At 60.9% G+C, this 25,262-nt stretch carries 24 protein-coding genes and 1 other RNA gene; 20 read left to right on the forward strand and 5 right to left on the reverse strand.

The window, feature by feature from the left end:
- Window positions 1–105 precede the first annotated feature (105 nt).
- The gene (locus tag RHM62_RS04270) at window positions 106–612 is read right to left on the reverse strand and encodes a DUF4148 domain-containing protein (RefSeq protein WP_322124327.1); all 507 of its coding nucleotides are present in this window, start codon (window positions 610–612) and stop codon (window positions 106–108) included.
- A gap of 255 nt (window positions 613–867) precedes the next feature.
- On the opposite strand from RHM62_RS04270, the gene rnpB reads away from it, so the two are divergent.
- Together rnpB and RHM62_RS04280 are read left to right on the forward strand one after the other, a co-directional pair.
- Window positions 868–1,201, forward strand: an RNA gene (gene rnpB, locus RHM62_RS04275) — RNase P RNA component class A.
- Between the two features lie 163 nt (window positions 1,202–1,364).
- Window positions 1,365–1,517: a DUF3096 domain-containing protein gene (locus RHM62_RS04280; protein WP_009666333.1), complete on the forward strand. Its 153-nt coding sequence runs from the start codon at window positions 1,365–1,367 to the stop codon at window positions 1,515–1,517.
- A 66-nt stretch (window positions 1,518–1,583) separates the two neighbouring features.
- On the opposite strand, the gene RHM62_RS04285 is transcribed toward RHM62_RS04280, so the two are convergent.
- The gene (locus tag RHM62_RS04285; protein ID WP_009666332.1) at window positions 1,584–1,880 is read right to left on the reverse strand and encodes a DUF4148 domain-containing protein; all 297 of its coding nucleotides are present in this window, start codon (window positions 1,878–1,880) and stop codon (window positions 1,584–1,586) included.
- Between the two features lie 656 nt (window positions 1,881–2,536).
- On the opposite strand from RHM62_RS04285, the gene mraZ reads away from it, so the two are divergent.
- The 17 genes from mraZ (at window position 2,537) to lpxC (ending at window position 21,359) form a co-directional block, all read left to right on the forward strand.
- Window positions 2,537–2,965, forward strand: a complete 429-nt coding sequence (gene mraZ / locus RHM62_RS04290; protein WP_322124328.1) for a division/cell wall cluster transcriptional repressor MraZ — start codon at window positions 2,537–2,539, stop codon at window positions 2,963–2,965.
- Window positions 2,966–2,970: 5 nt separating this feature from the next.
- On the forward strand, window positions 2,971–3,936 hold the full coding sequence (gene rsmH / locus RHM62_RS04295; protein ID WP_322124329.1) for a 16S rRNA (cytosine(1402)-N(4))-methyltransferase RsmH: 966 nt from the start codon (window positions 2,971–2,973) through the stop codon (window positions 3,934–3,936).
- Entirely contained in the window at window positions 3,933–4,205 is a 273-nt protein-coding gene (gene ftsL, locus RHM62_RS04300) for a cell division protein FtsL (protein ID WP_322124330.1), read from the forward strand. The genes rsmH and ftsL overlap by 4 nt, the downstream gene beginning before the upstream one ends.
- The gene (locus tag RHM62_RS04305; RefSeq protein ID WP_322124331.1) at window positions 4,202–5,983 is read left to right on the forward strand and encodes a penicillin-binding protein 2; all 1,782 of its coding nucleotides are present in this window, start codon (window positions 4,202–4,204) and stop codon (window positions 5,981–5,983) included. Before ftsL ends, RHM62_RS04305 begins: the two co-directional genes overlap by 4 nt.
- A gap of 2 nt (window positions 5,984–5,985) precedes the next feature.
- Window positions 5,986–7,509, forward strand: a complete 1,524-nt coding sequence (locus RHM62_RS04310; protein WP_322125316.1) for a UDP-N-acetylmuramoyl-L-alanyl-D-glutamate--2,6-diaminopimelate ligase — start codon at window positions 5,986–5,988, stop codon at window positions 7,507–7,509.
- Complete coding sequence (locus RHM62_RS04315) at window positions 7,506–8,882, forward strand: UDP-N-acetylmuramoyl-tripeptide--D-alanyl-D-alanine ligase (protein ID WP_322124332.1); 1,377 nt, start codon at window positions 7,506–7,508, stop codon at window positions 8,880–8,882. Before RHM62_RS04310 ends, RHM62_RS04315 begins: the two co-directional genes overlap by 4 nt.
- A 1-nt stretch (window position 8,883) precedes the next feature.
- A complete protein-coding gene (gene mraY / locus RHM62_RS04320; RefSeq protein ID WP_322124333.1) occupies window positions 8,884–10,053 on the forward strand; it encodes a phospho-N-acetylmuramoyl-pentapeptide-transferase in 1,170 nt (389 codons plus the stop codon).
- Between the two features lie 23 nt (window positions 10,054–10,076).
- Window positions 10,077–11,570, forward strand: coding sequence for a UDP-N-acetylmuramoyl-L-alanine--D-glutamate ligase (gene murD, locus RHM62_RS04325; RefSeq protein ID WP_322124334.1), 1,494 nt, complete (start codon window positions 10,077–10,079; stop codon window positions 11,568–11,570).
- Complete coding sequence (gene ftsW, locus RHM62_RS04330) at window positions 11,567–12,766, forward strand: putative lipid II flippase FtsW (RefSeq protein ID WP_322124335.1); 1,200 nt, start codon at window positions 11,567–11,569, stop codon at window positions 12,764–12,766. Before murD ends, ftsW begins: the two co-directional genes overlap by 4 nt.
- Complete coding sequence (murG, locus tag RHM62_RS04335; RefSeq protein ID WP_322124336.1) at window positions 12,763–13,836, forward strand: undecaprenyldiphospho-muramoylpentapeptide beta-N-acetylglucosaminyltransferase; 1,074 nt, start codon at window positions 12,763–12,765, stop codon at window positions 13,834–13,836. Before ftsW ends, murG begins: the two co-directional genes overlap by 4 nt.
- Window positions 13,833–15,248, forward strand: a complete 1,416-nt coding sequence (gene murC / locus RHM62_RS04340) for a UDP-N-acetylmuramate--L-alanine ligase (protein WP_322124337.1) — start codon at window positions 13,833–13,835, stop codon at window positions 15,246–15,248. Before murG ends, murC begins: the two co-directional genes overlap by 4 nt.
- Entirely contained in the window at window positions 15,245–16,213 is a 969-nt protein-coding gene (locus tag RHM62_RS04345; protein ID WP_322124338.1) for a D-alanine--D-alanine ligase, read from the forward strand. Before murC ends, RHM62_RS04345 begins: the two co-directional genes overlap by 4 nt.
- A 22-nt stretch (window positions 16,214–16,235) precedes the next feature.
- Window positions 16,236–17,015 carry a cell division protein FtsQ/DivIB gene (locus RHM62_RS04350; protein WP_322124339.1) on the forward strand — a complete coding sequence of 260 codons (780 nt, stop codon included), beginning with the start codon at window positions 16,236–16,238 and terminating at the stop codon, window positions 17,013–17,015.
- 64 nt (window positions 17,016–17,079) lie between these two features.
- On the forward strand, window positions 17,080–18,312 hold the full coding sequence (gene ftsA / locus RHM62_RS04355; protein ID WP_322124340.1) for a cell division protein FtsA: 1,233 nt from the start codon (window positions 17,080–17,082) through the stop codon (window positions 18,310–18,312).
- 179 nt (window positions 18,313–18,491) lie between these two features.
- Window positions 18,492–19,712: a cell division protein FtsZ gene (ftsZ, locus tag RHM62_RS04360; protein ID WP_322124341.1), complete on the forward strand. Its 1,221-nt coding sequence runs from the start codon at window positions 18,492–18,494 to the stop codon at window positions 19,710–19,712.
- A gap of 101 nt (window positions 19,713–19,813) precedes the next feature.
- Window positions 19,814–20,320: a peroxiredoxin gene (locus RHM62_RS04365; protein WP_322124342.1), complete on the forward strand. Its 507-nt coding sequence runs from the start codon at window positions 19,814–19,816 to the stop codon at window positions 20,318–20,320.
- 103 nt (window positions 20,321–20,423) lie between these two features.
- A complete protein-coding gene (lpxC, locus tag RHM62_RS04370; RefSeq protein ID WP_322124343.1) occupies window positions 20,424–21,359 on the forward strand; it encodes a UDP-3-O-acyl-N-acetylglucosamine deacetylase in 936 nt (311 codons plus the stop codon).
- On the opposite strand, the gene RHM62_RS04375 is transcribed toward lpxC, so the two are convergent.
- The 3 genes from RHM62_RS04375 to RHM62_RS04385 all read right to left on the reverse strand — a co-directional run bounded on the left by RHM62_RS04375 (window position 21,356) and on the right by RHM62_RS04385 (window position 24,151).
- On the reverse strand, window positions 21,356–22,105 hold the full coding sequence (locus RHM62_RS04375; protein WP_322124344.1) for a glycosyltransferase family 25 protein: 750 nt from the start codon (window positions 22,103–22,105) through the stop codon (window positions 21,356–21,358). The genes lpxC and RHM62_RS04375 overlap by 4 nt on opposite strands.
- Window positions 22,102–23,352, reverse strand: a complete 1,251-nt coding sequence (locus RHM62_RS04380) for an O-antigen ligase family protein (RefSeq protein WP_322124345.1) — start codon at window positions 23,350–23,352, stop codon at window positions 22,102–22,104. Before RHM62_RS04380 ends, RHM62_RS04375 begins: the two co-directional genes overlap by 4 nt.
- Window positions 23,353–23,659: 307 nt before the next feature.
- Window positions 23,660–24,151 (reverse strand): DciA family protein, encoded by a 492-nt coding sequence (locus RHM62_RS04385; protein WP_322124346.1) that lies wholly within the window; start codon window positions 24,149–24,151, stop codon window positions 23,660–23,662.
- A gap of 145 nt (window positions 24,152–24,296) precedes the next feature.
- Here RHM62_RS04385 and RHM62_RS04390 point away from each other — a divergent pair, with 145 nt between their 5' ends.
- A complete protein-coding gene (locus RHM62_RS04390; protein WP_322124347.1) occupies window positions 24,297–25,253 on the forward strand; it encodes a M23 family metallopeptidase in 957 nt (318 codons plus the stop codon).
- Window positions 25,254–25,262: the final 9 nt, after the last annotated feature.

The raw sequence follows: 25,262 nt of genomic DNA on the forward strand, positions 1-25,262 counted from the left end.
TCTATCACGCATCAACAAGAAAAATAAAAAACCCGCACCGACACTTGCGTGCCGGTGCGGGTTTGTTTTGCGGCGTCACCACCTGCGTGGTGACGGCCCGGAAGCTTACTTGGCTGTCGCGTCGCCGGCAGGCTTGACGGCTTTCTTGACGACGGGAGCTGGTAGCGCGCCAATATTGCCATCGTTGAGCTCGCCCGCCTTGTTGGCCGCCTTGGCTTCAGCTTTGACTTCTGCCCGGCTTTTCCCGCCTGCCGGGACCGCACTTTTCGGCACGGGTGCCATCGGTGTAACGTTTCCACCTTTCAATTCACCTGCCTTGTTGGCGGCTTTGGTTTCGGCTTTGACATTAGCACGCACTTTCGTACCCGCGACGTCCGCGGCAGGATTGGTAACGCCGACGTTGCCACCGGTGTTCAATTCGCCCGCCTTGTTGGCGGCTTTGGTTTCTGCTTTTACTTCAGCCCGTGTCTTGCTGCCATCCATCGGTGCTGCAGTTTGCGCATGGGCCGAGAGGGCGATGCCTTGAACGAGAGCGAGCAGCAGAAGTGTTTTTTTCATTTTGATTCTCCAGGTGGGAACAGACAAGTGACAAACAATAAGGGAATCGCCCAATTGGCTTCTGGCCTGCAGTTATCTGCCTAAGTTCAGGGGCCGAAAAGTCTGTCGGGTTTAGCAAGGCCGGCACCCGATAGCGTTCAATTGGTGCATTCCAAACGCACCATGCTGGCATCCGTTGACCGTGCATGACCCGCTGATGGCAAAGCTGGCTGAAATCTCTCTTGCTATGTTCGCTGGTTAACATAGTTGACAAAAGCGAGATCGCCATTGCATTTCGAGAAACCGCAACAACCAGATACAATGCGCCCCGAAGCAAGCCAGACAGTCGCTGGTCGGCGTCGCGATTTCGGTCGCGACAAAGACGGGAGGAAGGTCCGGACTCCATAGAGTAGGGTGACGGTTAATGGCCGTCCGCCGTGAGGCGAGGAATAGGGCCACAGAGACGAGCGTATTTAGTTACGGTGAAACGCGGTAACCTCCACCCGGAGCAATTTCAAATAGGCACGCGTTGATGTGACTCGCGGAGCGTGCGGGTAGAAAGCTTGAGCCGTGGAGTAATTCACGGCCTAGAGGAATGGCTGTCATAACGAACGGGCTTGCCCGCGAGTCGTAACAGAATCCGGCCTATCGGCTTGCTTCATTTTTTCTGTCATCACTTTGCTAGAACGATTCCTGGCAACGTCTTGCCGTCGCCACACAAGCGTTGTTGAGGTAGGCGATTTTCGGGTATGTACGCTGCCGCACGGCAGGACGCCGAAGGTTCACGTATCTTCGGGTCACTAATTCAATCCCCGAAAGAGCCAACAATGAACATCAACCTCACGCTCGCCCCCCTGGTGTCACTGATCGCCGGGATCCTGATCCTGGTCATGCCAAGGCTGCTGAACTACATCGTCGCGATCTATTTGATTCTGATCGGACTGATCGGCTTGTTTGGTACCGGACGATTTCTTCACTAAATTTCAGCCACATAAAAAAACGCCACTTTTCAGTGGCGTTTTTTATTGGCGCTGCGGTGATTTCAATCAGCCACCGATGTCGTTGTGGCCAACGGCGCGATGGTTGCGAACTGATTCGATCGCTTCCTTGCGCACGGCAAGACGGGTGCGTGTGCTAGTGGCAGCAGGTTGCTCGAAAGCGCCGATATCGCCATGGGCGAGTGCAATCTGGTCGCGGTTACGCATCGTTTCAGCGCGGACGTCTGCCCGGGTGCGGGTCGACTGGAAGTTATCCATTTCGGTGAACGGCATCAGGTCACCGGCAAAGACGGATCCTGCGGCAGCGAAGACGGCAACGGCGGCGATTAATTTTTTGACATTCATGGTGTTTCTCCAGGTGAGTTAGCTAGTTATTTTGCAGATGATTATTTGCCTTGCGCTTCCGGGTGAGGCTATTGCCTGCACCTTGCGCCTCGGTGAGTCGCATCCAGTGGCGCTCTGTGCTCATCGATGGAACAGAGTTTATACATTGCTGTATCCGCAAAAAAGCCGATTAATCGCAACTCACTGTTGCTGATAATGGAATGGTAGATGCGCTAGCTCTGGTTACTTGAATTTCTATAGCAACCGGTTTTCGCAAACAGATACTGAAATTCTATTTTTTTATTAAATTCCACGCAAGAACCTGTCGGCCGGCGATCCGGATGTCGCGTCGTTGGCCTCCTCTGAAATTTCTTTTGTAACCGTTGCTATTGAAATCTACCGGAAACAGCTCAGGCGCAACCTTCACTATCACTCATAAGTCCTTCATTTTGAAGGTTTAACTATTTGAGTATTGCATCAAGCAAACTCGCTAAGTCGTTGACTTCATTGGAAAAAATATTGTTTTTTGAATTCGTAATTACTTGACCGAAAATTCAGCATCCTCTAAAGTGGAGTTCAGTGTGAAAAAGTGCAGTTTTGTGGGATAAAACCAAGATGTCTTAACTTTCTTTTTCGCAATAAACAGCAAAGAAATCCGACTCCAAGGGGAATCCACGGTGTTTCAAGGGGCGTCAGCACTAAATCTCGATGCGAAAGGGCGGATGTCTATCCCCGCCCGGCATCGCGACGCGCTGGCCGTGCAGTGCGAGGGTCACATCACGCTGACCAAGCATCCCCATGGCTGCCTGTTGTTCTTTCCCCGTCCCGTGTGGGAGTCCCACCGCGAGCAGATCGCTGCCTGGCCGATGTCGGCGCGCGCGTGGCAACGTATTTTTCTGGGGAATGCATGCGATGTCGACATGGATTCCACCGGACGCATCCTGATTGCGCCGGAATTGCGTGCCGCAGTCGGTCTGTCGCGCGATGTGATGCTGCTTGGTATGGGTAGTCATTTCGAAATATGGGATGCGGCCAAGCTGGCCGAGAGCGAAACCGCGGCAATTGCCACCGGCATGCCTGATGTATTGAGTAACTTTTCTTTCTGAGCCCCGTGAATACTTCATCCGTGGCACCTGAGTTTCTGCACCGTACCGTCCTGCTGGAAGAAGCCGTTGACGCACTTGCGCTGCAAGGCGCGCGTACCGATGGCATTTACCTTGACGGTACCTTCGGCCGTGGCGGTCACAGCCGTCGCATTCTGTCTGCGCTGGGTGCAGGCGGACGCCTGATTGCCTTTGACAAGGATCCGCAAGCCATTGCCTGCGCCGGCGAGATCGCCGATCCCCGCTTTGATATCGTTCACGACAGCTTCGCCACGCTCGACCTTGCCTTGTCCGCGCGCGGCATCGGGCTTGTCGATGGCGTCCTGCTGGACCTTGGCATTTCGTCACCGCAAGTCGATGACGCGGCGCGGGGGTTCAGTTTTCGCGCCGATGGTCCGCTCGACATGCGCATGGATACCACCCGCGGCTTGTCTGCGGCCGAATGGATTGCCACCGAAACCGAACAAAACATCGAGAAAGTGATACGCAATTATGGGGAAGAACGGTTTGCTTTTCAGATTGCAAAGGCGATTGCTGCTAGCCGGACAATCGAGCCAATTTCAAGCACACGACAGCTTGCCCAGATCGTGGCACGCACCGTCAAAACCCGCGAAAAAGGCAAGGACCCGGCTACTCGCACCTTTCAGGCTATCCGGATTTACATCAATCAGGAACTTGAAGAACTCGAAATAGGCTTGCAGCAAGCCTATGCGCGACTGGCACCGCACGGCCGGCTGGTCGTGATCAGCTTCCATTCGCTGGAAGACCGTATCGTCAAACGCTTCATGGCATCGAAAGCGCATGTCGAGCAACCGGACCGGCGCCTGCCGATCCGCGCAGTCGACCTGCCGCAGCCCGAAATGATCCTGATTTCGAAGGCCAAGCCGTCCACCGGCGAGGTCGCCGGCAACCCGCGCTCGCGCTCGGCGGTGATGCGTGTCGCCCAACGTCTGCCGGTAGCGGGGGCACCATGACCGGCCGCGTGAGTGTGGTCCTGACCATCCTGCTGGTGCTGTGCGCGCTATTGCTGGTGAATGCCCAATATCAGGCGCGGCGGCTGTTCATCGAACTCGAACGCGCCCAGTCACTGGCGCGCCAGCTCGATATCGAGTGGTCGCAATTGCAGCTGGACCAGTCCACGCTCGGCAAGCATGTCCGCATCGAAGCGAGTGCCCGTCGTGACCTGAACATGGTGGCGCTGACGCCGGCGCGCATCCAGTACCTGACCACGGACGCCAAATGACGCGCCCGCCGTCACGCAACAGTGCTGCCGGTGCCCGGGTTGCCGCTGCCAAGGGCGTGCCGTTCTCGGCCAGTCCGGTGCTGGCCGTGAAACTGTCGGTATGGCGTTCGCGCATCGTCCTGTTCGTGTTGTTTGCAGCATTTGTCACACTCGCCGGCCGGGCCTTGTGGCTGCAGGGGATTTCGACTGAATTCCTGCAAAAGCAGGGCGAATCACGCTACGCCCGCACCCTCGAACTGCCGGCCACGCGTGGCAAGATCACCGATCGCAATGGCAACGTGCTGGCCTCGTCGGTGCCGGTCAAGGCGATCTGGGCGATTCCGGATGATGTCCAGAAAGCGCCGAAAGCCAAGCTGCAGCAACTGGCCAGCTTGCTGGAAATGACAGACGCAGAACTCAACCGCAAGCTTGATTCGGATCGCAACTTTGTGTACCTGAAACGCCAGGTTGAAAAAGACACTACCGACAAGATTGCCGAACTCGATATCGACGGCATCGAAACGCGCAAGGAATACAAACGCTTCTATCCCGAAGGCGAAGTCATGGCCCATGTGGTCGGCTTCACCAATGTCGAGGATGCGGGCCAGGATGGCATGGAACTGTCGTCGCAAAAAACCCTGGCAGGCACGCTCGGCAGCCGGCGCGTCATCAAGGACCGTCTCGGTCGTATCGTCGAAGACATCGGCTCTATCCGCGAGCCGCACGACGGCAAGGACCTGGTCCTCTCGATCGATAGCAAGATCCAGTACATCGCCTACACCCATCTCAAGGAGGTCGTCGAGAAATCCAAGGCCAAGGCCGGCGGCGCAGTCGTACTCGATGCCAAGACCGGCGAGGTGCTGGCGCTGGTCAACCTGCCGACCTACAACCCGAATGACCGCTCGGTCCTGACCGGTGCGCAGTTGCGCAACCGCGTGCTCACCGATACCTTCGAACCCGGTTCGACGCTCAAGCCATTCACGGTGGCACTGTCGCTCGATACGCACCACATCACGCCCGAAACCGTCTTCCAGACCGCGCCCGGAAAAATGACCATCGGCACCGCCACCATCGGCGATGCCCATGCCCACGGCTTGCTCAATGTCAGCCAGATCATCCAGAAATCATCAAACATCGGCACCGTCAAGATTGCGCTGCAAATGACGCCGCAGGACATGTGGGAAATGTTCACCACGGTCGGATTCGGCCAGCAGCCGAAGATCGGCTTTCCCGGTGCGGTTGCCGGTCGCGTGCGTCCGTTCAAAAGCTGGCGACCGATCGAGCAGGCCACCATGAGTTACGGCCACGGCATCACCGTATCGCTGATCCAGCTGGCCAAGGCCTACATGATCTTTGCCCGCGATGGCGACCTCATTCCGTTGTCGTTTACCAAGGTCGCGCAGCCGCCGGCCGGCCAGCAAGTGATCGCCCGGAAAACCGCGCTCGAGATGCGCGCCATGCTGGAAAGCGTAGTCAGTCCCGAGGGCACCGCTCCTCAGGCCCAGGTGCCCGGCTATCGCGTCGGCGGCAAGACCGGTACCGCACTGAAAGTCATCGGCGGTCGCTACGTCAACAAATATGTCGCGTCTTTTGTCGGCTTTGCTCCCGTCTCGAACCCGCGCATCATCGTCGCCGTCATGGTCGATGAGCCCACTGCCTACGGTCATTACGGCGGTGTCGTTGCTGCGCCGGTGTTCGCGGCCATCACGGCCAACGCGTTGCGCGCAATGAATGTCGCGCCGGATTCCACGGTGACCCGTATCGTGATTCCTGACAATCCGCTGCAGGAGAGCCTGTGAACATGACCCCGGAGCACATTGTTGACTGGTTACGTGCCACAGCACCCGCGGCCGAGCTGTCGTCCGACTCGCGCAGCATCGTCGCCGGTGACGTGTTTTTTGCTTACCCGGGCGATGCCGCCGATGGCCGTCGCTTCATCGATGACGCCATCGAGCGCGGTGCCGTGGCCGTTGTGTGCGAAGCGGATGGCCTGGTCTGGCACGGCGCGGCTGATTTTCCGCTGCTGGCCGTGGCCGGCCTGAAGGCGCGCGCCGGCCACGTTGCCGTGCTGTGGTACGGCCAGGCTGATGCCGGTCTGTTCACGGCGGCGGTGACCGGCACCAACGGCAAGACTTCCTGCAGTCAGTGGCTGGCGGCCGCGCTGTCGCATCTGACCGGGCCATGTGCCGTGATCGGCACGCTGGGAACCGGATTGTTCCGGCGCGGCAGCGTCGACCGGCTCGCCGAAACCGGCTACACCACGCCCGATGCGATCCTGCTGCAGCGTCGCTTGCGCGACCTGCGCCGCGCCGGCGCAACTGCGTTGGCCATCGAAGCCTCATCAATCGGACTCGATCAGGGACGCCTCAATGGCCTGCCGGTGCACGTGGCGCTGTTCACCAATTTCACTCGCGATCATCTCGATTATCACGGCGACATGGCTACCTACGAAGCCGCCAAGACAGCGTTGTTTGACCAGTCCGGCCTGCAGCATGCGGTGCTCAACCTCGATGATGCGATGGGCCTGCGCCTGCTGGCACACCTGCAGCGCAGCGCACCGCAACTGGCGCTGACCGGGTACACGCTGACCGGGACGCAGCCGGCCGGCATCACCGTCCTGGGTGCAGGCGACATCCGCAGCAGTCATGCCGGCACCAGTTTCCAGGTGATCACGGCAGCCGGCACGATGCTGGTGCGCACCCGCCTCGTGGGTAGTTTCAATGTCAGCAATGTGCTTGGCATCATCGGCGTGTTGCTGGCGCAGGGTCACCCGTTGCGTGCGATCGTCGATGCCATCGAAACCTTGACCGCCGTGCCCGGTCGCATGCAGCAATTCGGTGGCCAGGATGCGCCGCTGGTCGTCATTGATTACGCCCACACGCCCGACGCGCTCGACAAAACCCTGGCCGCGCTGCAGCAGGTTGCCGCGCAGCGCCATGGCAAGCTCTGGTGCGTCTTTGGTTGCGGCGGCGACCGCGATCCCGGCAAGCGACCGCAAATGGGACTGGCTGCATTGGCCGCCGACGAGGTCATCATCACCAGCGACAATCCGCGCAGCGAAGTCGCCGCCGACATCATTGCCCAAACGCTGCAAGGTACCGACGATCGCGCTGACAGCCATGCCGTGCCGCTGGTCATCGAAGACCGCGCAGCTGCCATCCTGTGGGCCGTGCGTCATGCCGGGAATGCCGACGTGATCCTGCTGGCCGGCAAAGGCCACGAAAATTACCAGGAAATCCGCGGCAAGAAATTACCCTTCCTCGACGCCGACCATGCCGCTCTGGCACTGGCCACGCGCGCGACTCACAAGGGAGGCCGGTCATGAAATCCACGCTAGCCGATCTGCAGCCCTGGCTGGCCGGTGCCCGCACCAACGGCGACGCCAGTTTTGATGGCATTTCGACCGACAGCCGCACGGCACCGGCCGGCAGTCTGTTCGTCGCGCTGCGCGGCGAAAATTTCGATGCCCACGATTTCATGGGCGGACTGGCGGCCCGCGGCGTCGCAGCGATCGTGGTCGAGCGGGTGCCGGACGACCTGCAAATTCCTGCGCTGATCGTGCCCGATACCCGCATCGCATTGGGTGCCATCGCGCGTCACTGGCGACGACAGTTTTCGTTGCCGGTCATTGGCGTCACCGGCAGCAACGGCAAAACCACGGTCAAGGAAATGCTGGCCGCCATCCTCGGTACGGCACTCGGAGCCGAGCATTTTCTGGCCACACGCGGCAACTTCAACAATGACATCGGCGTACCGCTGACGGTACTGCGCCTGCATGCCGGTTGCCGCGCTGCCGTCATCGAACTCGGCATGAACCATCCCGGCGAAATCGCCCAGTTATCGATGATTGCCCAGCCGACGCTCGGGCTGGTCAACAATGCCCAGCGCGAACACCAGGAATTCATGGTCAGCGTCGAAGCGGTGGCCAAAGAAAACGGTGCCGTCATCAGTGCGCTGCCCGCCAACGGCATCGCCGTCTTTCCGGCCGATGATCCGTACGCGCCGCTGTGGCGCGGCCTGGCCACCGCCATCGGCCAGCGCAAGGTGATGACGTTCGGATTGAGCGACGACGCTGATGTCAGCTGCTCCTGGAAAGCCGACGGCTTCGGCAGCGAATTGCAAGTGCGTGCCGGCGGGCGGACCTTCGCGGTCAAGGTCGATGCCGCCGGTCAGCACAACGTGCGTAACGCGCTGGCTGCAATCGCCTGTGCGCTCGGCATCGGCATCGGCATCGACGCCATCGTGCGCGGACTGGCCGCGTTCGCGCCGGTCAATGGACGGCTGCAGCGCAAGCAAGCCGCCAGCGGTGCGCAAGTCATCGACGATACCTACAATGCCAATCCGGATTCGGTGCGCGCCGCCATCGAGGTCCTGGCGCAGGCACCGTCACCGCGCGTGCTGGTACTGGGCGACATGGGCGAGGTCGGCAACGACGGACGCCAATACCACGAAGAAGTCGGTGCCTATGCGCGTGGCCGTGGCATCCAGCACTTGTTCACGCTGGGTCAGCTGGCCCGGCACAGCGGCAGCGCGTTCGGCGCGCATGCCAGACATTTCAATGACATCGAGGCCTTGCAGCTGGCGCTTGATGCGATCGCTACACCCGACACCACCGTACTCGTGAAAGGCTCGCGCTTCATGCAAATGGAACGTGTGGTCCGCCACCTGACCGGTCAACCTGCACAGGAAACACACTGACATGCTGCTTTGGCTCGCCCAATATTTTCAGGAATATATTGGCCCCCTGCGGGTCTTTAACTTCATCACGTTCCGCGCGGCCTTTGCGACGATGACGGCACTGGCCATCGGCCTGATCGCCGGTCCGGCCGTGATCCGCATGCTGGCGCGCCTGAAGGTGGGCCAGTCGGTGCGCCACGATGGTCCGCAGACGCACCTGGTCAAGAATGGCACACCCACCATGGGCGGCGTACTGATCCTGATATCAATCGGGATTTCGACACTGCTGTGGGCGGACTGGAGCAACCGTTTCATCTGGCCGGTGCTGATCGTCACGCTGGGTTTCGGCGCGATCGGCTGGTTCGATGATTACCGCAAGGTGGTCTACAAAGATCCCGAAGGCATGCCCTCGCGTGAAAAATATTTCTGGCAATCGCTGATCGGCATCGTCGCTGCACTGTATCTGGCGTTCTCGGTGTCGGCACCAAGCACGGCCCAGTTCTGGGACCTGTTTGTCGCGTGGGTGCAGTCCGGCTTCAGCATGGATTTACCGCCTAAGGCCGACCTGATCGTGCCGTTCTTCAAGACCATCAGCTATCCGCTCGGCGTCTGGGGTTTCATTGCGCTGACCTACTTCGTCATTGTCGGCACCAGCAATGCCGTCAACCTGACTGATGGCCTCGATGGCCTGGCCATCATGCCGACCGTGATGGTCGGCACCGCGCTGGGCGTGTTTGCCTACCTGACCGGTAGCGCGTCGTACTCCAAATATCTGTTCATTCCGCACATTCCGGGTGCCGGCGAACTGCTGATTTTCTGTGGCGCGATGGCGGGTGCCGGACTGGCCTTCCTCTGGTACAACGCGCACCCGGCGCAAGTGTTCATGGGTGACGTCGGCGCGCTGGCGCTTGGCGCTGCGCTGGGCACCATCGCCGTCATCGTCCGCCAGGAAATCGTGCTCTTCATCATGGGCGGCATCTTCGTTGTCGAGACCGTCTCGGTGATGGTGCAGGTGCTGTATTTCAAGTACACCAAAAAACGCTTCGGCGTCGGCAGGCGGGTCCTGCTGATGGCCCCGCTGCACCACCATTTCGAACAAAAAGGCTGGAAAGAAACGCAGGTCGTGATCCGCTTCTGGATCATCACGATGATGCTGGTGCTGTTCGGCCTGTCGACCCTGAAACTCCGCTGATCATGAAAGGCACCTGAGCATCAATGAATTACGCCGGCAAACAGGTACTGGTACTCGGGCTCGGTGAGTCGGGACTGGCAATGGCATTGTGGCTCGCGCGCTGCGGCGCACGGGTGCGCGTGGCCGATACCCGTGCCGCGCCGGAGCGGCTGGCCGCCTTGCGCGCCGCGTTGCCGGAGGCCGACTTCCGCGCCGGCGTATTCACTGCAGAATTGCTCGATCAGATCGACTTCGTTGCAGTCAGTCCCGGCCTGGCACCACAGCGCGAACTGGCTGTCATCGGTGCCGCTGCTGCGCAACAAGCGATCCCGTTGTGGGGCGAGATCGAACTGTTTGCGCAAGCCCTCGCGGCATTGCGCGAGGAGCGCAGCTATGCGCCAAAACTGATCGCCATCACCGGTACCAACGGCAAGACCACCGTCACCAGCCTGACCGGATTGCTGTGCGAACGCGCCGGCCTCGCCGTGCAGATGGCCGGCAACATCAGCCCGTCGGCGCTTGATGTCTTGCGTCAGTGCCTGGTCAGCGACAGCCTGCCGCAAGCCTGGGTGCTCGAGTTGTCGAGCTTCCAGCTGCACACCACGCACAGCTTGCAAGCCGATGTCGCCACCGTGCTCAACATCACGCAGGACCATCTCGACTGGCATGGCGACATGGCTTGCTACGTGGCCGACAAGGCGCGCATCTTCGGCACCGATACGATCCGCGTGCTCAACCGCGATGACGCGGCCGTGATGCAGCTGGCGTCGACCGGCACCGCGCCGGTGACGTTCGGCAGCGATGAAGCGCTGTCACCGGACTGCTTCGGTCTGCAGAATGAAAACGGCATGCAATGGCTGGCCGTGGCGATCGAAGCCGAGGCCGAAAAGAAGGTCACCAAACGCGGTCCGGCCGAAGTCCGCGCCGTCAGCAGCAAGCGCCTGATGCCGGCCGATGCGCTGAAAATCCGTGGTCAGCACAATGCTCTCAATGCGCTCGCCGCGCTGGCCTTGTGCCGCGCGATCGGACTGCCGCTGGCACCGTTGCTGCATGGCCTGCGCGACTATCACGGCGAGCCGCACCGGGTCGAGCTGGTCACCACGCTGGCTGGCGTGACCTATTTCGATGACAGCAAGGGCACCAATGTCGGTGCCACCGTCGCCGCACTGACCGGCCTGGGCCTGCAGCAGCAGGGCAAGCTGGTACTGATTGCCGGTGGCGACGGCAAGGGCCAGGATTTCACGCCGCTGGCCGCGCCGGTGGCGAAGCATGTGCGGGCCGTGCTGCTCATCGGCAAGGATGCCGACGCGATCCGCGCTGCGCTGACCGGCCACATCGGTCAGGTCGAGCTACTCGATTGCGCTTCGCTGGAACAGGCCGTTGAACGCGCCGCAGCGCTGGCGCAGGCGGGCGACGCCGTGCTGCTGTCGCCGGCCTGCGCCAGCCTCGACATGTTCCGCAATTACGCCCATCGCGCTGAAGTCTTCGTCGACGCGGTGCGCGAACTGGCCCTGTCGCGCGGCGAGGTGATGCTATGAAACTCGGCGCCCGCAGCTTCGATCCGGCCCAGCCCGGCAAGACCTTGTCGCAGCGCTCGACGATGTCGACCTACGACCAGCCGCTGGTCTGGGTCGTGCTGTTGCTGATGTTGCTCGGCATGGTGATGGTGTATTCGGCCTCGATTTCGCTGCCCGATTCGCGCAAGTACGCGCAGTACTCGAACGCCCATTTCCTGATCCGGCAGGCCAGTTTCATCGTCATTTCGCTGATCGCCGGCCTGCTGACTTTCCGCGTCAAGATCGAAGACTGGCAAAAACTCGCGCCCTACCTGTTCGTCGGCACCCTGATCCTGTTGCTGCTGGTGCTGATCCCGGGCATCGGCAAAGGCGTCAATGGCGCGCGCCGCTGGTTGTCGTTCCGGGTCTTCAACATCCAACCGTCCGAACTGATGAAGCTGTTCGTGGTGCTGTACGCGGCCGACTACACGGTGCGCAAGCAGCAATTCATGCACAAGCTGACCAAGGGTTTTCTGCCGATGGCAGGCGCAGTCGGACTGGTCGGGCTGTTGCTGCTGCTCGAACCCGACCTGGGCGCGTTCGGCGTGATTGTCTGCATCGCGATGGGTATCCTGTTTTTGGGCGGCATCAACGGTGTCTGGTTCGGCGGTATCGGCGCGACGCTGGTGGCGACCTTCAGCCTGGTAATCATGCTGTCGCCATGGCGGCGCGAGCGGATTTTTGCCTACCTCAATCCGTGGGCCGAAGAGAATGCGCTCGGCAAGGCTTACCAGTTATCGCATTCGCTGATCGCGTTCGGACGCGGAGAACTGTTCGGCGTCGGCCTCGGTGGCAGCGTCGAAAAACTGCATTACCTGCCCGAAGCGCATACCGATTTCCTGCTCGCCGTGATCGGTGAGGAACTCGGTTTTGTCGGTGTGCTGGCGGTGGTCGTGATGTTTTACTGGATCATCAAGCGCGCGTTCGACATCGGCCGCCAGGCCATTGCGATCGACCTGACCTTTGCTGGCCTGACCGCCAAAGGCATCGGTATCTGGATCGGCGTACAGACCTTCGTCAACATGGGCGTCAATCTCGGTTTGCTGCCGACCAAGGGTCTGACTTTGCCGCTGATGAGCTACGGCGGTTCCGGCGTGCTGATCAATTGTGTCGGCCTGGCCATCCTGCTACGCATCGATTATGAAAATCGCCTGCGCATGCGCGGAGGCCGCCCATGAAAAAACTGCTGATCATGGCAGCCGGTACCGGTGGCCATATTTTTCCGGGCCTGGCGATTGCCGACACGATGCAAGCGCGCGGCTGGGAAGTCAGCTGGCTAGGCACCGAACACGGCATGGAAAACGAGCTGGTCCCGGCCCACGGCATCGCGATGGACCGCATCGCTTTCAGCGGCTTGCGCGGCAAAGGCTGGCAGCACACGTTGCGCGGCGCACTGAAACTGGCCGCGAGTTTTTTTACCTGTTTCGGCATCCTCGGGCGGCGCAAGCCCGATGTCGTGCTCGGCATGGGCGGTTACGTGACCGTGCCGGGTGGTGCGATGGCGCGCTTGCGCGGTGTGCCGCTGGTGCTGCTCAATGCCGATGCCGCGCTGCTACTGTCGAACAAAGCACTGGTGCCGCTGGCCAGTCGCGTGCTGTTCGGCTTTCCGGCCGACTTCGGCCGTGCTGCCGGCAAGGCCACCGTCACCGGTAATCCGGTGCGTGCCGAAATCCTGCAACTGCCGTTGCCGGCGGCGCGCTATGCCGGCCGCAGCGGGCCGCTGCAATTGCTGGTGGTCGGCGGCAGTCTCGGTGCCAAAACCCTTAACGATTGCCTGCCGGCAGCGCTGGCGCTGATGCCGGCCGACACGCGGCCGCATATTACGCATCAATCCGGCAAGCAGCACATCACCGCGCTGACCGCCGCCTATGCCAACGCCGGCGTCGACGCTGATGTGGTCGCCTTCATCGATGACATGCCGCGTCGTTACGCCGGGGCTGATCTGGTGATCTGCCGCGCCGGCGCGATCACGCTGTCGGAACTGACCGCTGCCGGCGTTGCCAGCGTGCTGGTGCCGCTGCTGGCCTCGACCACCACGCACCAGCGCGACAACGCGCGCTGGATGGCCAACCAGCAAGCGGCGATCCATCTGCCGCAAGCCGAGATGCACCCCGAACAATTAGCCGGGCTGCTCGCCTCCCTCACGCGCGCGCAGTGCGCGACGATGGCGCAGGCAGCCCATGACAACGGACGGCGCGACGCCAACGACGCGATTGCCGCCGTCCTCGAAGGACTCGCCAAACCATGAAACATAAAGTCAAACACATCCATTTCGTCGGCATCGGTGGCAGCGGCATGAGCGGCATCGCCGAAGTGCTGCTCAACCTCGGCTACACGATTTCGGGATCCGACCTGGGCAGCAATGCCGCGACCAAACGGTTGTCTGACCTCGGTGCCTGCGTGATGCTCGGGCATGCTGCCGCCTACATCGACGGTGCCGATGCCATCGTTACTTCGACGGCGGTCAAGGAAGACAATCCCGAAGTCGTGGCCGGGCGCGAGCGGCACATCCCTATCGTGCCACGCGCCCTGATGCTGGCCGAACTGATGCGCCTCAAGCGCGGCATCGCGATCGCCGGCACGCACGGCAAGACCACCACTACCAGTCTGGTGGCCAGCGTGCTGGCGCAGGGCGGACTCGATCCGACCTTCGTCATCGGCGGACGTCTGACCAGCGCCGGTGCCAATGCCAAGCTTGGTGCCGGCGACTTCATCGTGGCCGAAGCCGATGAATCCGATGCGTCTTTCCTGAACCTGTCACCGGTCATCGAGGTCATCACCAACATCGATGCCGATCATATGGAAACTTACGAGCATGACTTCAACAAGCTCAAGCAAGCCTTCGTCGACTTCACGCTGCGCCTGCCGTTCTACGGCATCGCCGTGCTGTGTCTTGATGATGTCCATGTGCGCGAAATCATGCCGCGCATTGCCAAGCCGATCATGACCTATGGCTTCCACGAAGAAGCCGATGTCCGCGCCGTCGATGCCCGCGCCGTCGGTGGGCTGATGCAGTTCACCGTGATCCAGGACGGCTATCCGCCACTGCCGATCAGCCTGAACCAGCCCGGCATGCACAACGTCCAGAACGCCTGCGCAGCGATTGCGATTGCGCGCGAACTGAGCGTGGCGGATGGCGACACGCAAAAGGCGCTGGCCGAATTCAATGGTGTCGGCCGCCGCTTCACCCGCTACGGCGAAATCGCCTTTGCCGGGCGCGACGGCAAGCCTGGCGGTAGCTTTGCGCTGGTCGATGACTACGGCCATCATCCGGTCGAAACCGCTGCCACGCTGTCGGCAGCGCGCGGCGCGTATCCGGGTCGCCGGCTGGTGCTGGCATTCCAGCCGCATCGCTATACCCGCACGCGCGACCTGTTCGAAGACTTCGTCAAGGTGCTCTCGAGCACCGATGCGCTGGTGCTGGCCGAGGTGTACGCCGCCGGCGAACAGCCGATAGTCGCCGCCGATGGCCGCGCGCTGGCGCATGCCTTGCGCGTCGCCGGCAAGGTCGAACCGGTGTTCGTCGAAGTAATTGCCGACATGCCCGAGACCATCATGAACATGCTGCGCGACGGCGATGTGGTCATCACGATGGGGGCCGGATCGATCAGTGGCGTACCCGCCAAATTGATGCAATTTTCAGCACAGGAAGCCGCATGAGCACTCCCAACACACAATTCGGCAAGGTCGGCGTCCTACTCGGCGGCCGTTCGGCCGAGCGCGAAGTCTCACTGATGTCAGGCAATGGCGTGCTGGCGGCATTACGCAGCAAGGGCATCGACGCACATCCGTTCGATCCGGCCGAGCGCTCGCTGGCTGAGCTGGCCACCGAACAGTTCGACCGCGTTTTCATTGCGCTGCATGGCCGCTTCGGTGAAGACGGCACGCTGCAAGGCGCACTCGAATTGCTCGGCATTGCGTACACCGGCTCCGGCGTGATGGCCTCGGCAATCGGTATCGACAAGGTCATGACCAAGCGCATCTGGCTCAGCCACGATTTGCCGACGCCGCGTTTTCTGGTGCTTGATGCGCAGACCCCGGCCGACGTGCTCGATGAAGTGCCGCAAGAACTCGGCCTGCCGCTGATGCTCAAAGCGCCGCACGAAGGTTCGACCATCGGCATCGCCAAGGTCGTCGTCGACGCCGACATGCACACCGGCTTTGCGCTGTGCGCACAGTACGACAGCATCGTGCTGGCAGAAGAATTCATCCGCGGACGCGAGATCACGATCCCGGTGCTCGGTTCCGGCCATGGCGCACGGGCGCTGCCTATCGTCGAGATCCGTGCGCCCGACGGCAACTACGATTACGAGCACAAATACTTCAGCGACGACACGGTCTATCTGTGCCCCGCACCGCTGTCTGATGACGTCACCGCGACGCTGCAGGACATCGCGGTACGCGCCTTCAATGCGGTCGGTTGTACCGGCTGGGGCCGCGTCGACATCATGCTGCGCACCGGCGACGACGCGCCGTTCCTGCTCGAAGTCAACACCTCGCCCGGCATGACCAGCCACTCGCTGGTGCCGATGGCAGCCAAGGCGGCCGGCATCAGCTACGAAGATTTGTGCGTCGAGATTTTGTCGACGGCCCGTTTGTACAACGCCATTCCTTCTTCAACCTAAGCAGAAACGACCCGACCCGACCATGTGGCAAGACATCAAACTGCTCAACGCAACTGCCAATACGCTGCTAGGCGCGCTGCTGCTGGCGCTGCTCGCCTCGGGCGTCTGGTGGATGGCGCAACGGCCGATGTTTACGCTGAAGGTGATCCGCGTCGATGGCATCGCCGATGTGCAGCTGGCGCGTGTCAATGCCCTGACGATCAAGGCCACCGCGCTGCCGCGCATCCGCGGGAATTTTTTCACGGCCAACCTGAACACGGTACGGCAGGCCTTTGAAGCAGTGCCGTGGGTACGCAAGGCGAGCGTGCGGCGCGAATGGCCGAACCGCTTGGTCGTCACCCTCGAAGAACATGAACCGCTGGGCACCTGGGGCGACGAAGGCCGCTTGCTGTCCGTGGCCGGCGATGTCTTCACCGCGAACCTGGCCGAGGCCGAAGAGAACGGCCCCTTGCCCGAGTTCAGCGGTCCGGCCGGCAGCGAAAAGGAAGTCGTGGCCCGTTTTGCGGATCTGCAGGCCTGGTTCGCCGTCGTCAACCTCGCACCGGAAGCCCTGACCTTGTCGAGCCGCTATGCCTGGTCGGTCAAACTCAATAACGGCATGACGGTCGAACTCGGGCGCGAACAGAGCAAGACGACTTTGCAGGATCGGGTGGCACGTCTGATCGGCATTTATCCGCAACTGGTGGCCCGTTTGCAGGACCGCATCGACAGGGTGGACTTGCGCTATCCGAACGGTATGGCACTCAAAGCCAGCGGGCTGGTGGTCGGTGCCCTCAAGGGCGGGCCGGCGCGCAAAAAATGAATTCCTTCACCCACAACGGCATGACACACATTACCCACATCACTATCACGGCAAGCAGAACAACATGACAAAAGACGCAAAGAATCTGATCGTCGGACTCGATATCGGTACCTCGAAAGTGGTGGCCGTGGTCGCGGAAGTGATGCCGAATGGCAGGCATGAAGTCATCGGCCTGGGCCAGCACGAATCGAAGGGCCTCAAGAAGGGTGTGGTCGTCAATATCGAAGCGACCGTCGAATCGATACAGCGCGCGCTAGAAGAAGCCGAGCTGATGGCCGACTGCAAGATCCGCAATGTCTACACCGGCATCGCCGGCAGCCATATCCGCAGCTTCAATTCGAGCGGCATGGTCGCCATCAAGGACAAGGAAGTCACCGCCGCCGACGTGGCCCGCGTGATCGAAACTGCGAAGGCCGTCAACATCCCGACCGACCAGCAATTGCTGCACACGGTGCCGCAGGAATTCATCGTCGATAACCAGGAAGATGTGCGCGAGCCGATCGGCATGAGCGGCATCCGGCTCGAAGTGAAAGTGCACATCGTCACCGGTGCGGTGTCGGCGGTACAGAACATCGTCAAGTGCGTGCGCCGTTGCGGTCTGGAAGTGTCCGACCTGATTCTGCAACCGATGGCCTCGGCCGATGCGGTGCTGACGCCCGATGAAAAAGAACTCGGCGTGGTCCTGATCGATATCGGCGGCGGTACCACCGACGTGGCGATCTTCACCGAAGGCGCGATCCGCCATACCGCCGTGATCCCGATCGCCGGTGACCAGATCACCAACGATATCGCGATGGCCTTGCGCACGCCGACAGCAGAAGCCGAAGAAATCAAGCTGCGCTACGGCGTCGCCAAGCAGGTGCTGGCTGATCCGGGCGAAACGCTGGAAGTGCCGGGGCTGGGTGATCGCGGTCCGCGCAATCTGTCGCGCCAGGCGCTAGCCGCCGTGATCGAACCGCGCATCGAAGAGTTGTTCGCGCTGGTGCACCAGGTGGTGCGCGAATCCGGTTACGAGGAAGTGCTGTCGTCGGGCATCGTGCTGACCGGCGGCTCGGCGATGATGCCGGGCATGGTCGAACTGGCCGAAGACATCTTCCTGAAACCGGCGCGCCTGGGCACGCCGGAATACAGCGGGCAACTGGCCGACGTGGTGCGCAGTCCGCGTTACGCGACCGTGCTGGGCTTGCTGCTCGAGGCAAAGAAACAGTATTTGCGAGGCAATATCGTCACGCGCCAGGATGGCTCGGTGAGGGCGGTCTGGCATCGGATGAAGGAATGGTTTTTGGGGAATTTTTGAGGACGCAGTTGTTCATTGACGTCCGTTACATGAAGCCGATTTGGTTGTTGAACGTGCAGTGCAAAAGCTGTCTGTTGAAAAGTCTCATTTTTGAATTACCTCGCAGCTAGCAGTTGCTAGTCGTCACCCAGTACGTGATGCCTAGCGACTGACAACTGCCTACCCTTTAAGGAAACACCATGGAAATCGAACTGCTTGAAAATGCTTCACTGGGTACCGTGATCAAGGTCGTCGGCATCGGTGGTGCCGGTGGCAATGCGGTGCAACACATGATCAACAAAGGCGTCTCCGGCGTCGAGTTCATCGCTGCCAATACCGATGCGCAAGCATTGAAGAACTCGAAAGCCCACAACGTGATCCAGATCGGCGAGACCGGTCTGGGCGCGGGCATGAAGCCGGCCGTCGGTCGCCAGCTGGCCGAAGAATCGCGCGGTCGCATCGAAGACGCACTGCGCGGCGCGCACATGGTCTTCATCGCGGCCGGCATGGGCGGCGGTACCGGTACCGGTGCCGCACCGATCATCGCGCAGATCGCCAAGGAACAGGGCGCACTGACGGTGGCGGTGGTCTCGAAGCCGTTTTCGTACGAAGGCCAGAAGTGCATGGACATCGCCGACGAAGGCCTCGAAGCGCTGTCGCAGCATGTCGATTCGCTGATCATCATCCTCAATGAAAAGCTCGAAGAGATTTACGAAGACGACAGCATGATCGAGTGGCTGCAGCATGCCGACGATGTGCTCAACAATGCCGTCGCCGGGATTGCCGAGATCATCAACGTGCCGGGTCATATCAACGTCGACTTCAACGACGTCAAGACCATCATGGGCGAGCAGGGCAAGGCGATGATGGGTACCGCCACCGCCTCCGGCGTGGACCGTGCACGGATCGCCGCCGAGCAAGCTGTGGCCTCGCCGCTGCTGGACGGCATCGACCTGTCTGGCGCGCGCGGCGTGCTGGTCAATGTCACTGCCAGCCGCAACCTCAAGGGCAAGGAAATTAAGGAAGTCATGGCCACCGTGCGCGCTTTTGCAGCAGCTGATGCGTCGATCGCGCAAGGCATCGCGTATGACGATTCGATGGGCGACGATATCCGCGTCACCGTGGTCGCCACCGGCCTCGGCCGTGCCCGCAAGAACGTGCAACTGGTGCCTACGCCTATGCTGCGCACCGGTACCCACAACGAGCCGATGATCGGTCACGCTGCCATCAACTCCGGCATGGCAAGCGGTTCGGCCATGGGTAACGGCAATGGCAATGGCAAAAATTCGGCCTCGTTCGAAGGCTTGAAAGCACCGGCAGTCTGGCGTCGCGAGTCGGCCTCGGAAACCGTGCGCGCGCTGGAAAAGAATGGCATGGAAACCTACGACATCCCGGCCTTCCTGCGCAAGCAGGCGGACTGATCTTCTGCTGTGTCGCCGGTGTGCTCCGATGGATCGGTGCACGCCGGTACGCGATTTAATTGTGTACTATCCGCTATCCCATTCAATACGAAAGGATCACTATGACCATCAAGATTGGCGAGCACCTGCCCGAAGGCAAGCTGGCAGAATTCATCGAAGTCGAATCCGCCGGTTGCACGCTCGGCCCGAATACCTTCGCCGTTGCTGACCTGACCAAAGGCAAGAAGATCGCGGTTTTCGGTTTGCCGGGCGCGTACACGCCGACCTGTTCGGCGCAGCATGTGCCGGGCTATCTGAAGCACGCGGCCGATCTGAAGGCCAAGGGCGTCGATGAAATCTGGTGTGTCTCGGTCAACGATGCGTTTGTGATGGGTGCCTGGGGTCGCGAGCAAAAAGCCACCGGCGTCATCCGCATGCTGGCGGACGGCAATGCCGACTTCTGCAAGTCGCTCGGCCTTGATGCTGACTTCAGCAAGTTCGGCATGGGCACGCGCTCGCAGCGCTATTCGATGCTGATCGATGATGGTGTGGTCAAGCAGCTCAATGTCGAGCAAGCCGGCAAGTTCGAGGTGTCGAACGCCGAAACGCTGGTCGGCCAGCTCGGCTGACCGGACGCAGGAAGTTAAAAAAACATGGCGCAGCGATGCGCCATTTTTGTTGGTTCCGACCGCACGCACGGACTCTTTTGCGTGCACCCGCCTTGCTCATGCCATGCTCAAACAACGTACTGTCAAACAACTGGTCAAGAGCGTCGGCGTCGGCCTGCATTCAGGCACCAAGGTCGCGCTGACGCTGCGCCCCGCACCACCCGATAGCGGCATCACGTTCCGGCGCGTCGACCTTGATCCGCCGGTCGAACTGCCGGCCAGCGCGATGGGCGTCGGTGATACCCGGATGGCCTCGACGCTGGATAACCATGGTGTGAAGGTCTCGACTGTCGAACATTTGATGTCGGCCTGCGCCGGTCTGGGCATCGACAACCTGATTGTCGACGTGACCGCCGAAGAAATCCCGATCATGGATGGCTCGGCCTCGTCCTTCGTTTATCTGCTGCAGCAAGCGGGCTTGCAGGAGCAGGAAGCAGCGCGCAAATTTATCCGTGTGCTGCGTAGCATCGAAGTCTCCGAAGGCGAAGGCGCGGCGCGCAAGTGGGCGCGGCTGGAACCGATGAATGGCTTCAAGCTGAAGTTTTTCATTGAATTCAATCATCCCGCCGTCGATGGCACCGGCCAGACCGCCGAGGTCGATTTCGAGATCGAGTCGTATGTGAAGGAAGTCTCGCGGGCGCGCACCTTCGGCTTCATGCAGGATGTCGAGATGCTGCGCGGGATGGGACTGGCGCGCGGTGGCTCACTTGAAAACGCCATCGTGATGGACGAATACCGCATCCTCAATACCGACGGCCTGCGCTACGACAATGAATTCGTACGCCACAAAATCCTCGATGCGATCGGTGATTTGTACCTGATCGGCCATCCGCTGCTGGCCAGCTATGTCGCCCACAAATCCGGCCATGGACTCAATAACCAGTTACTACGGGCCTTGCTGGCCGCGCCGGATGCCTACGAGATCGTCAGTTTCGACACGATCGAACAGGCACCGCCGACCTACGTGCGCCAGGCCACGCAGGAGTGGAGCCGTAACTAGTCACGCGGGCGGGCCTGCAGGCGCTTCTTTTTTCTGAATAGCCAGACTTGTTTGCGCAAGCCCGTGCCGATGCGATTGACTTCGCGTACCAGTTTGCGCAGCGGTGACAGCGATGTCTTCTGTGCGGTCCCGAGCGTGGTCCCGAAGGTGTCGTCATGCGTCAGCACGTAGGGTTCTATGCCCCGTATCGGGACGCCGTGTTCCCAGTCGCGGTCGAGCGCGGTGTCGATTGCCATGGACATTCTGGCGGTATGGCACAGCAGCCGTTCGGCGGCGTCGCGGTTGATCAGATAGCCTTGCGTGCCATTGGGCTGGACCAGGTAATCGACCAGCACGTAGGAGCCGGTGAGCGCGCGCACCGGAAACGCCGGTCTCCTGAACATCGCAAACAGCCGCACGACGTCCCAGTCGGCGGGCGCCGCACAGAGCGCTTCGACCACGCCGGCAAAGTCCGGCGACAGGCCGACATCGTCTTCGAGCACCAGACAAAGGGTGTCGCTACCGGCCAGGAATTCGGCCCACACCGCGCGATGGCTCAGGTAGCAGCCCATCTCGCCGGGGCGCAGGTCGATGCCGCTGTGCGCCAGCCGCTGTTTGCGGTCGTAGAGTGCCGGCCAGTCGCTGCCCGGCGCAATGCGGATGGCGTCAAAAAAACGGTACGGCAATTGGTAGTGCTCGAATTGCCGGCGCATGTAATCGCGTCGTTCGGGCTGGTCCGGCAGCGAAATGCAATCTATCCGGATCATGTTGCGGCCGGTGTTCCGGCGCCATCCATATGGGCCACCAGCAGGCTGACTACCAAGCCATAAAACAAGATAGTGGGACGCCAGATCAGCACCACGTCGACCATGCCCGCGATGAAAAATCCGGTCGACACGATAATGACCAGCAGTGCCGGATTGGCAGCCGACGGTGCGCCGGCATAGCGCCTTCTCGCGGCAAGCAGCGGCACAAAATACAGCAGCCCGAGGCTGAACACGCCAATGATGCCGCCCTCGGCAGCCGCCTTCAGAAATTCATTGTGCGGATGCGTGAACATGCCGAGGTCAGACGGCGTTTCGCCGGCAACCTGATAGCGCATCAGTCCCTCCTGGAAGCGGTGATTGCCGACGCCGATCAGCGGATGCGCGACGAACATCTTGCCGGCAAAGCGCCACAGCTCGATGCGGGTCGTGGCCGATGTCATCGCGGTGTTGTCGGCCGATGCGTAATGTTCGATCTCGGCCAGCGTCTGGTCCGAGCGTGACCACAACGCACTATTTGTGACAACGATGCCGATGATGGCCAGCACGGCGACCGCGCCATACAGCAATCCCTTGATGCGCTTGTTGGGCAGCAGCATCCAGACCAGTGCACCCAGGCACAGTGCCAGCAACAGGCCGCTGCGGGTTTGTGTCAGCAGCGGTACCGCGAGGGCATAGCCAATCAGCGGCAGGGCCAGCCAGCGCCGTCGCAGCGATCCATCCTGTTGTACCAGCAGGGCCAGTGCCAGCGCGCCGAGAATCAGTGCCAGCGAGGTATGCGGAATGATCCCGAGAAAGCCATTGGGCAGCACACCGCGGGCCAGGCCGAGTACATGCAAGTGCCAGAACATCAGCGGCACCGTGGCCAGCAGGAAGAGCAGGCAGCCCCAGAGAAAAGGCCGGATCGACGGCCGCAGGATCACGATCGCGAGATAAACAGGGACGCAGGCGACGAAGCGCGAGACTTCATCCATGTCGCGCAGGTGCAGCTGTTGCGGAAGGAGGAGGTACTGTAATACGGCCAATAATAGCGGCACGCACAGGGCGATTATCCAGGGCCGGCGGCAATGCGCCCAGGCTGTTTTCAGCATGGCTGGCCGCATCAGCAGATAGGCGCAGCTAGACAAAAACAGCGCGAGCGACAGCACATCGTTCATCGTCTTGTTGAGCGCCAGCGAAACCGGATACAGAAAAAACATCCCTGCGAGTAGCGAGCGTGCAAACGCGTCGGCAGATTTTTTTTGGGGCACTGAAAGTTCTTTCAAACGGCAAGTCGTGCGCGCGGGCGATGCGGCGACTGATGCCCGGGGTTAATTGTTGGTATCGCAGGGCTTCGTGCTGCTGTCTTGCTCGTGCTGTCCTGAGTCAGGGGTGAATGAAGCAAGCCCGACGAGGTAAGACGGGGTATTTCCGCCGCCAAGTATAACCGTGCCGCTCATATCGCCAACAAATGTCGGCGGCGTTTGCCATCAAATTCAGCGAAATTTTCATGCCGGATGACGGCAACGGGAACCAAGGTGAACGATTGTTAGTACTTCGGTGATACAACCGCGCGAGTCAGGCCCTTGGCCGGTTGGCCAGTGCATGAATAGCTGCCAGCAGCGTGGCATTGCGCGGCGTATTTTCCAGCGCGGTTTCGAGCTGCGTCAAAGCCGATACCGCCGGGTCCGGTAACCTCAGTTGCTTCACGGGGGGCGGGTTGTCACGCGGGCGGCCAACTTGCACTTTCAATCGAATTGCATTAACTTGCCAGCCACGTTGTTGCAATGCGTCCTGCAATTTTGGTAGCTGTTGCCTGAGCCGCGATGCCAGTGCGGCGTTCGGTGTCGACAAGACCAGTTGACCCGATTCGAATTGCAGCACGCCGCAGGTGTCGAACATTGCCGGCAGTGCCCCGGCACAGTCCGCCTGCAAAGTCATCATGCGCGTGATTGATGGCAGCAGCGCCGCCATTTTGTCGTGGCTTTGCAGGAAATCGGTGATCCCACGCGAGGTCGGTTTTTTTCGGAGTCCGGTCCTTGCGGGGACGAAAGTGGAGGGGCGCGTCATCGCGCAACCTTACCATAGTCGTTGCCGGTGCCGGCCACGCGCCGGGTCAGGCGCCGCGTTCGTTACGGCTGGATTTGTGGATCGTCAGGTCGGGTCGCTTCCCCGTGTTTTTTCGATAACCATTGCACGTGTGAACGGATCCCAGATGCAAATCATTTTGCTGCACCCGCGCTTCACGCAAGCCCGCTCGTTGACGCTGACGCTCCGGCATGGCTTGCTGGCGTTGTCGCTGCTGCTGGTGCTGGTACTTGGCAGCGCGGCCGTCATCACTGTCGTGACACTGAGCCATGCCGGCGATATCCGCTTGCCATGGGTACAAAAACTGCTGGATGCAGGCAACCAGGGCGAGGCGGCGCGCAACGATCGTTACATGCGCGAAAACATCGCGGCGATGGCCATGAAGCTTGGCGAAATGCAGGCCCAGCTGATGCGACTCGATGCCCTCGGCGAGCGGGTTCAGGGCTTGTCGGGCGTGAAGCCGGAAGAATTCAATTTCAAGGAATTGCCAGGCCGTGGCGGTGCTGCGCCATCATCGTCGCGCGTTGCGCCGCCGCTCGGCATCAGCCAGTTCCAGCAAGCGCTCGATGCGCTGGTCGTCGATATCGAACATCGATCCGATTACATGAATGCAGTCGAGACCACGCTGATGTTCGACAAGATACGCAGTAAATTGCTGCCGACGATACAGCCGGTCAATGTGACCTACAACGCATCAGGATTTGGCTGGCGACTTGATCCGTTCACCGGTCGCAGTACGTTCCACGAGGGGATCGATTTTCCTGCACCGACCGGCACGCCGATCATCGCCGCCGCCGGCGGCGTCGTCATTGCGGCCGAATTCCATCCGCAGTTCGGCAACATGCTGGAGATCGATCATGGCAACGAGATCGTCACCCGCTATGCCCACGCGTCGCGCCTGCTGATGAAAGTCGGTGATATTGTGCAGCGCGGCCAGCACGTGGCCGACATCGGCACCACCGGCCGGTCAACCGGGGCGCACCTGCATTTCGAGGTGCTGGTTAAAGGTGTCCAGCAAGATCCGCACAAGTTTCTGATTGCCGGGTCGGGCCAGGGGAGCGTGCCGCAGCAGACCCGAAAATAAGCCGTCGTT

The sequence above is a fragment of the Actimicrobium sp. CCC2.4 genome, from assembly GCF_034347385.1.
Taxonomy (GTDB): domain Bacteria; phylum Pseudomonadota; class Gammaproteobacteria; order Burkholderiales; family Burkholderiaceae_D; genus Actimicrobium.

Bases quoted from the DNA above. Each gene is read 5' to 3' on its own strand.
- RHM62_RS04280 (WP_009666333.1), top strand. From the start codon at position 1,365: ATGAACATCAACCTCACGCTCGCCCCCCTGGTGTCACTGATCGCCGGG.
- RHM62_RS04285 (WP_009666332.1), bottom strand. From the start codon at position 1,880: ATGAATGTCAAAAAATTAATCGCCGCCGTTGCCGTCTTCGCTGCCGCA.
- ftsL (WP_322124330.1), top strand. From the start codon at position 3,933: ATGACCGGCCGCGTGAGTGTGGTCCTGACCATCCTGCTGGTGCTGTGC.
- RHM62_RS04305 (WP_322124331.1), top strand. From the start codon at position 4,202: ATGACGCGCCCGCCGTCACGCAACAGTGCTGCCGGTGCCCGGGTTGCC.
- RHM62_RS04310 (WP_322125316.1), top strand. From the start codon at position 5,986: ATGACCCCGGAGCACATTGTTGACTGGTTACGTGCCACAGCACCCGCG.
- RHM62_RS04315 (WP_322124332.1), top strand. From the start codon at position 7,506: ATGAAATCCACGCTAGCCGATCTGCAGCCCTGGCTGGCCGGTGCCCGC.
- mraY (WP_322124333.1), top strand. From the start codon at position 8,884: ATGCTGCTTTGGCTCGCCCAATATTTTCAGGAATATATTGGCCCCCTG.
- murD (WP_322124334.1), top strand. From the start codon at position 10,077: ATGAATTACGCCGGCAAACAGGTACTGGTACTCGGGCTCGGTGAGTCG.
- ftsW (WP_322124335.1), top strand. From the start codon at position 11,567: ATGAAACTCGGCGCCCGCAGCTTCGATCCGGCCCAGCCCGGCAAGACC.
- murG (WP_322124336.1), top strand. From the start codon at position 12,763: ATGAAAAAACTGCTGATCATGGCAGCCGGTACCGGTGGCCATATTTTT.
- murC (WP_322124337.1), top strand. From the start codon at position 13,833: ATGAAACATAAAGTCAAACACATCCATTTCGTCGGCATCGGTGGCAGC.
- RHM62_RS04345 (WP_322124338.1), top strand. From the start codon at position 15,245: ATGAGCACTCCCAACACACAATTCGGCAAGGTCGGCGTCCTACTCGGC.
- RHM62_RS04350 (WP_322124339.1), top strand. From the start codon at position 16,236: ATGTGGCAAGACATCAAACTGCTCAACGCAACTGCCAATACGCTGCTA.
- ftsA (WP_322124340.1), top strand. From the start codon at position 17,080: ATGACAAAAGACGCAAAGAATCTGATCGTCGGACTCGATATCGGTACC.
- ftsZ (WP_322124341.1), top strand. From the start codon at position 18,492: ATGGAAATCGAACTGCTTGAAAATGCTTCACTGGGTACCGTGATCAAG.
- RHM62_RS04365 (WP_322124342.1), top strand. From the start codon at position 19,814: ATGACCATCAAGATTGGCGAGCACCTGCCCGAAGGCAAGCTGGCAGAA.
- lpxC (WP_322124343.1), top strand. From the start codon at position 20,424: ATGCTCAAACAACGTACTGTCAAACAACTGGTCAAGAGCGTCGGCGTC.
- RHM62_RS04375 (WP_322124344.1), bottom strand. From the start codon at position 22,105: ATGATCCGGATAGATTGCATTTCGCTGCCGGACCAGCCCGAACGACGC.
- RHM62_RS04385 (WP_322124346.1), bottom strand. From the start codon at position 24,151: ATGACGCGCCCCTCCACTTTCGTCCCCGCAAGGACCGGACTCCGAAAA.
- RHM62_RS04390 (WP_322124347.1), top strand. From the start codon at position 24,297: ATGCAAATCATTTTGCTGCACCCGCGCTTCACGCAAGCCCGCTCGTTG.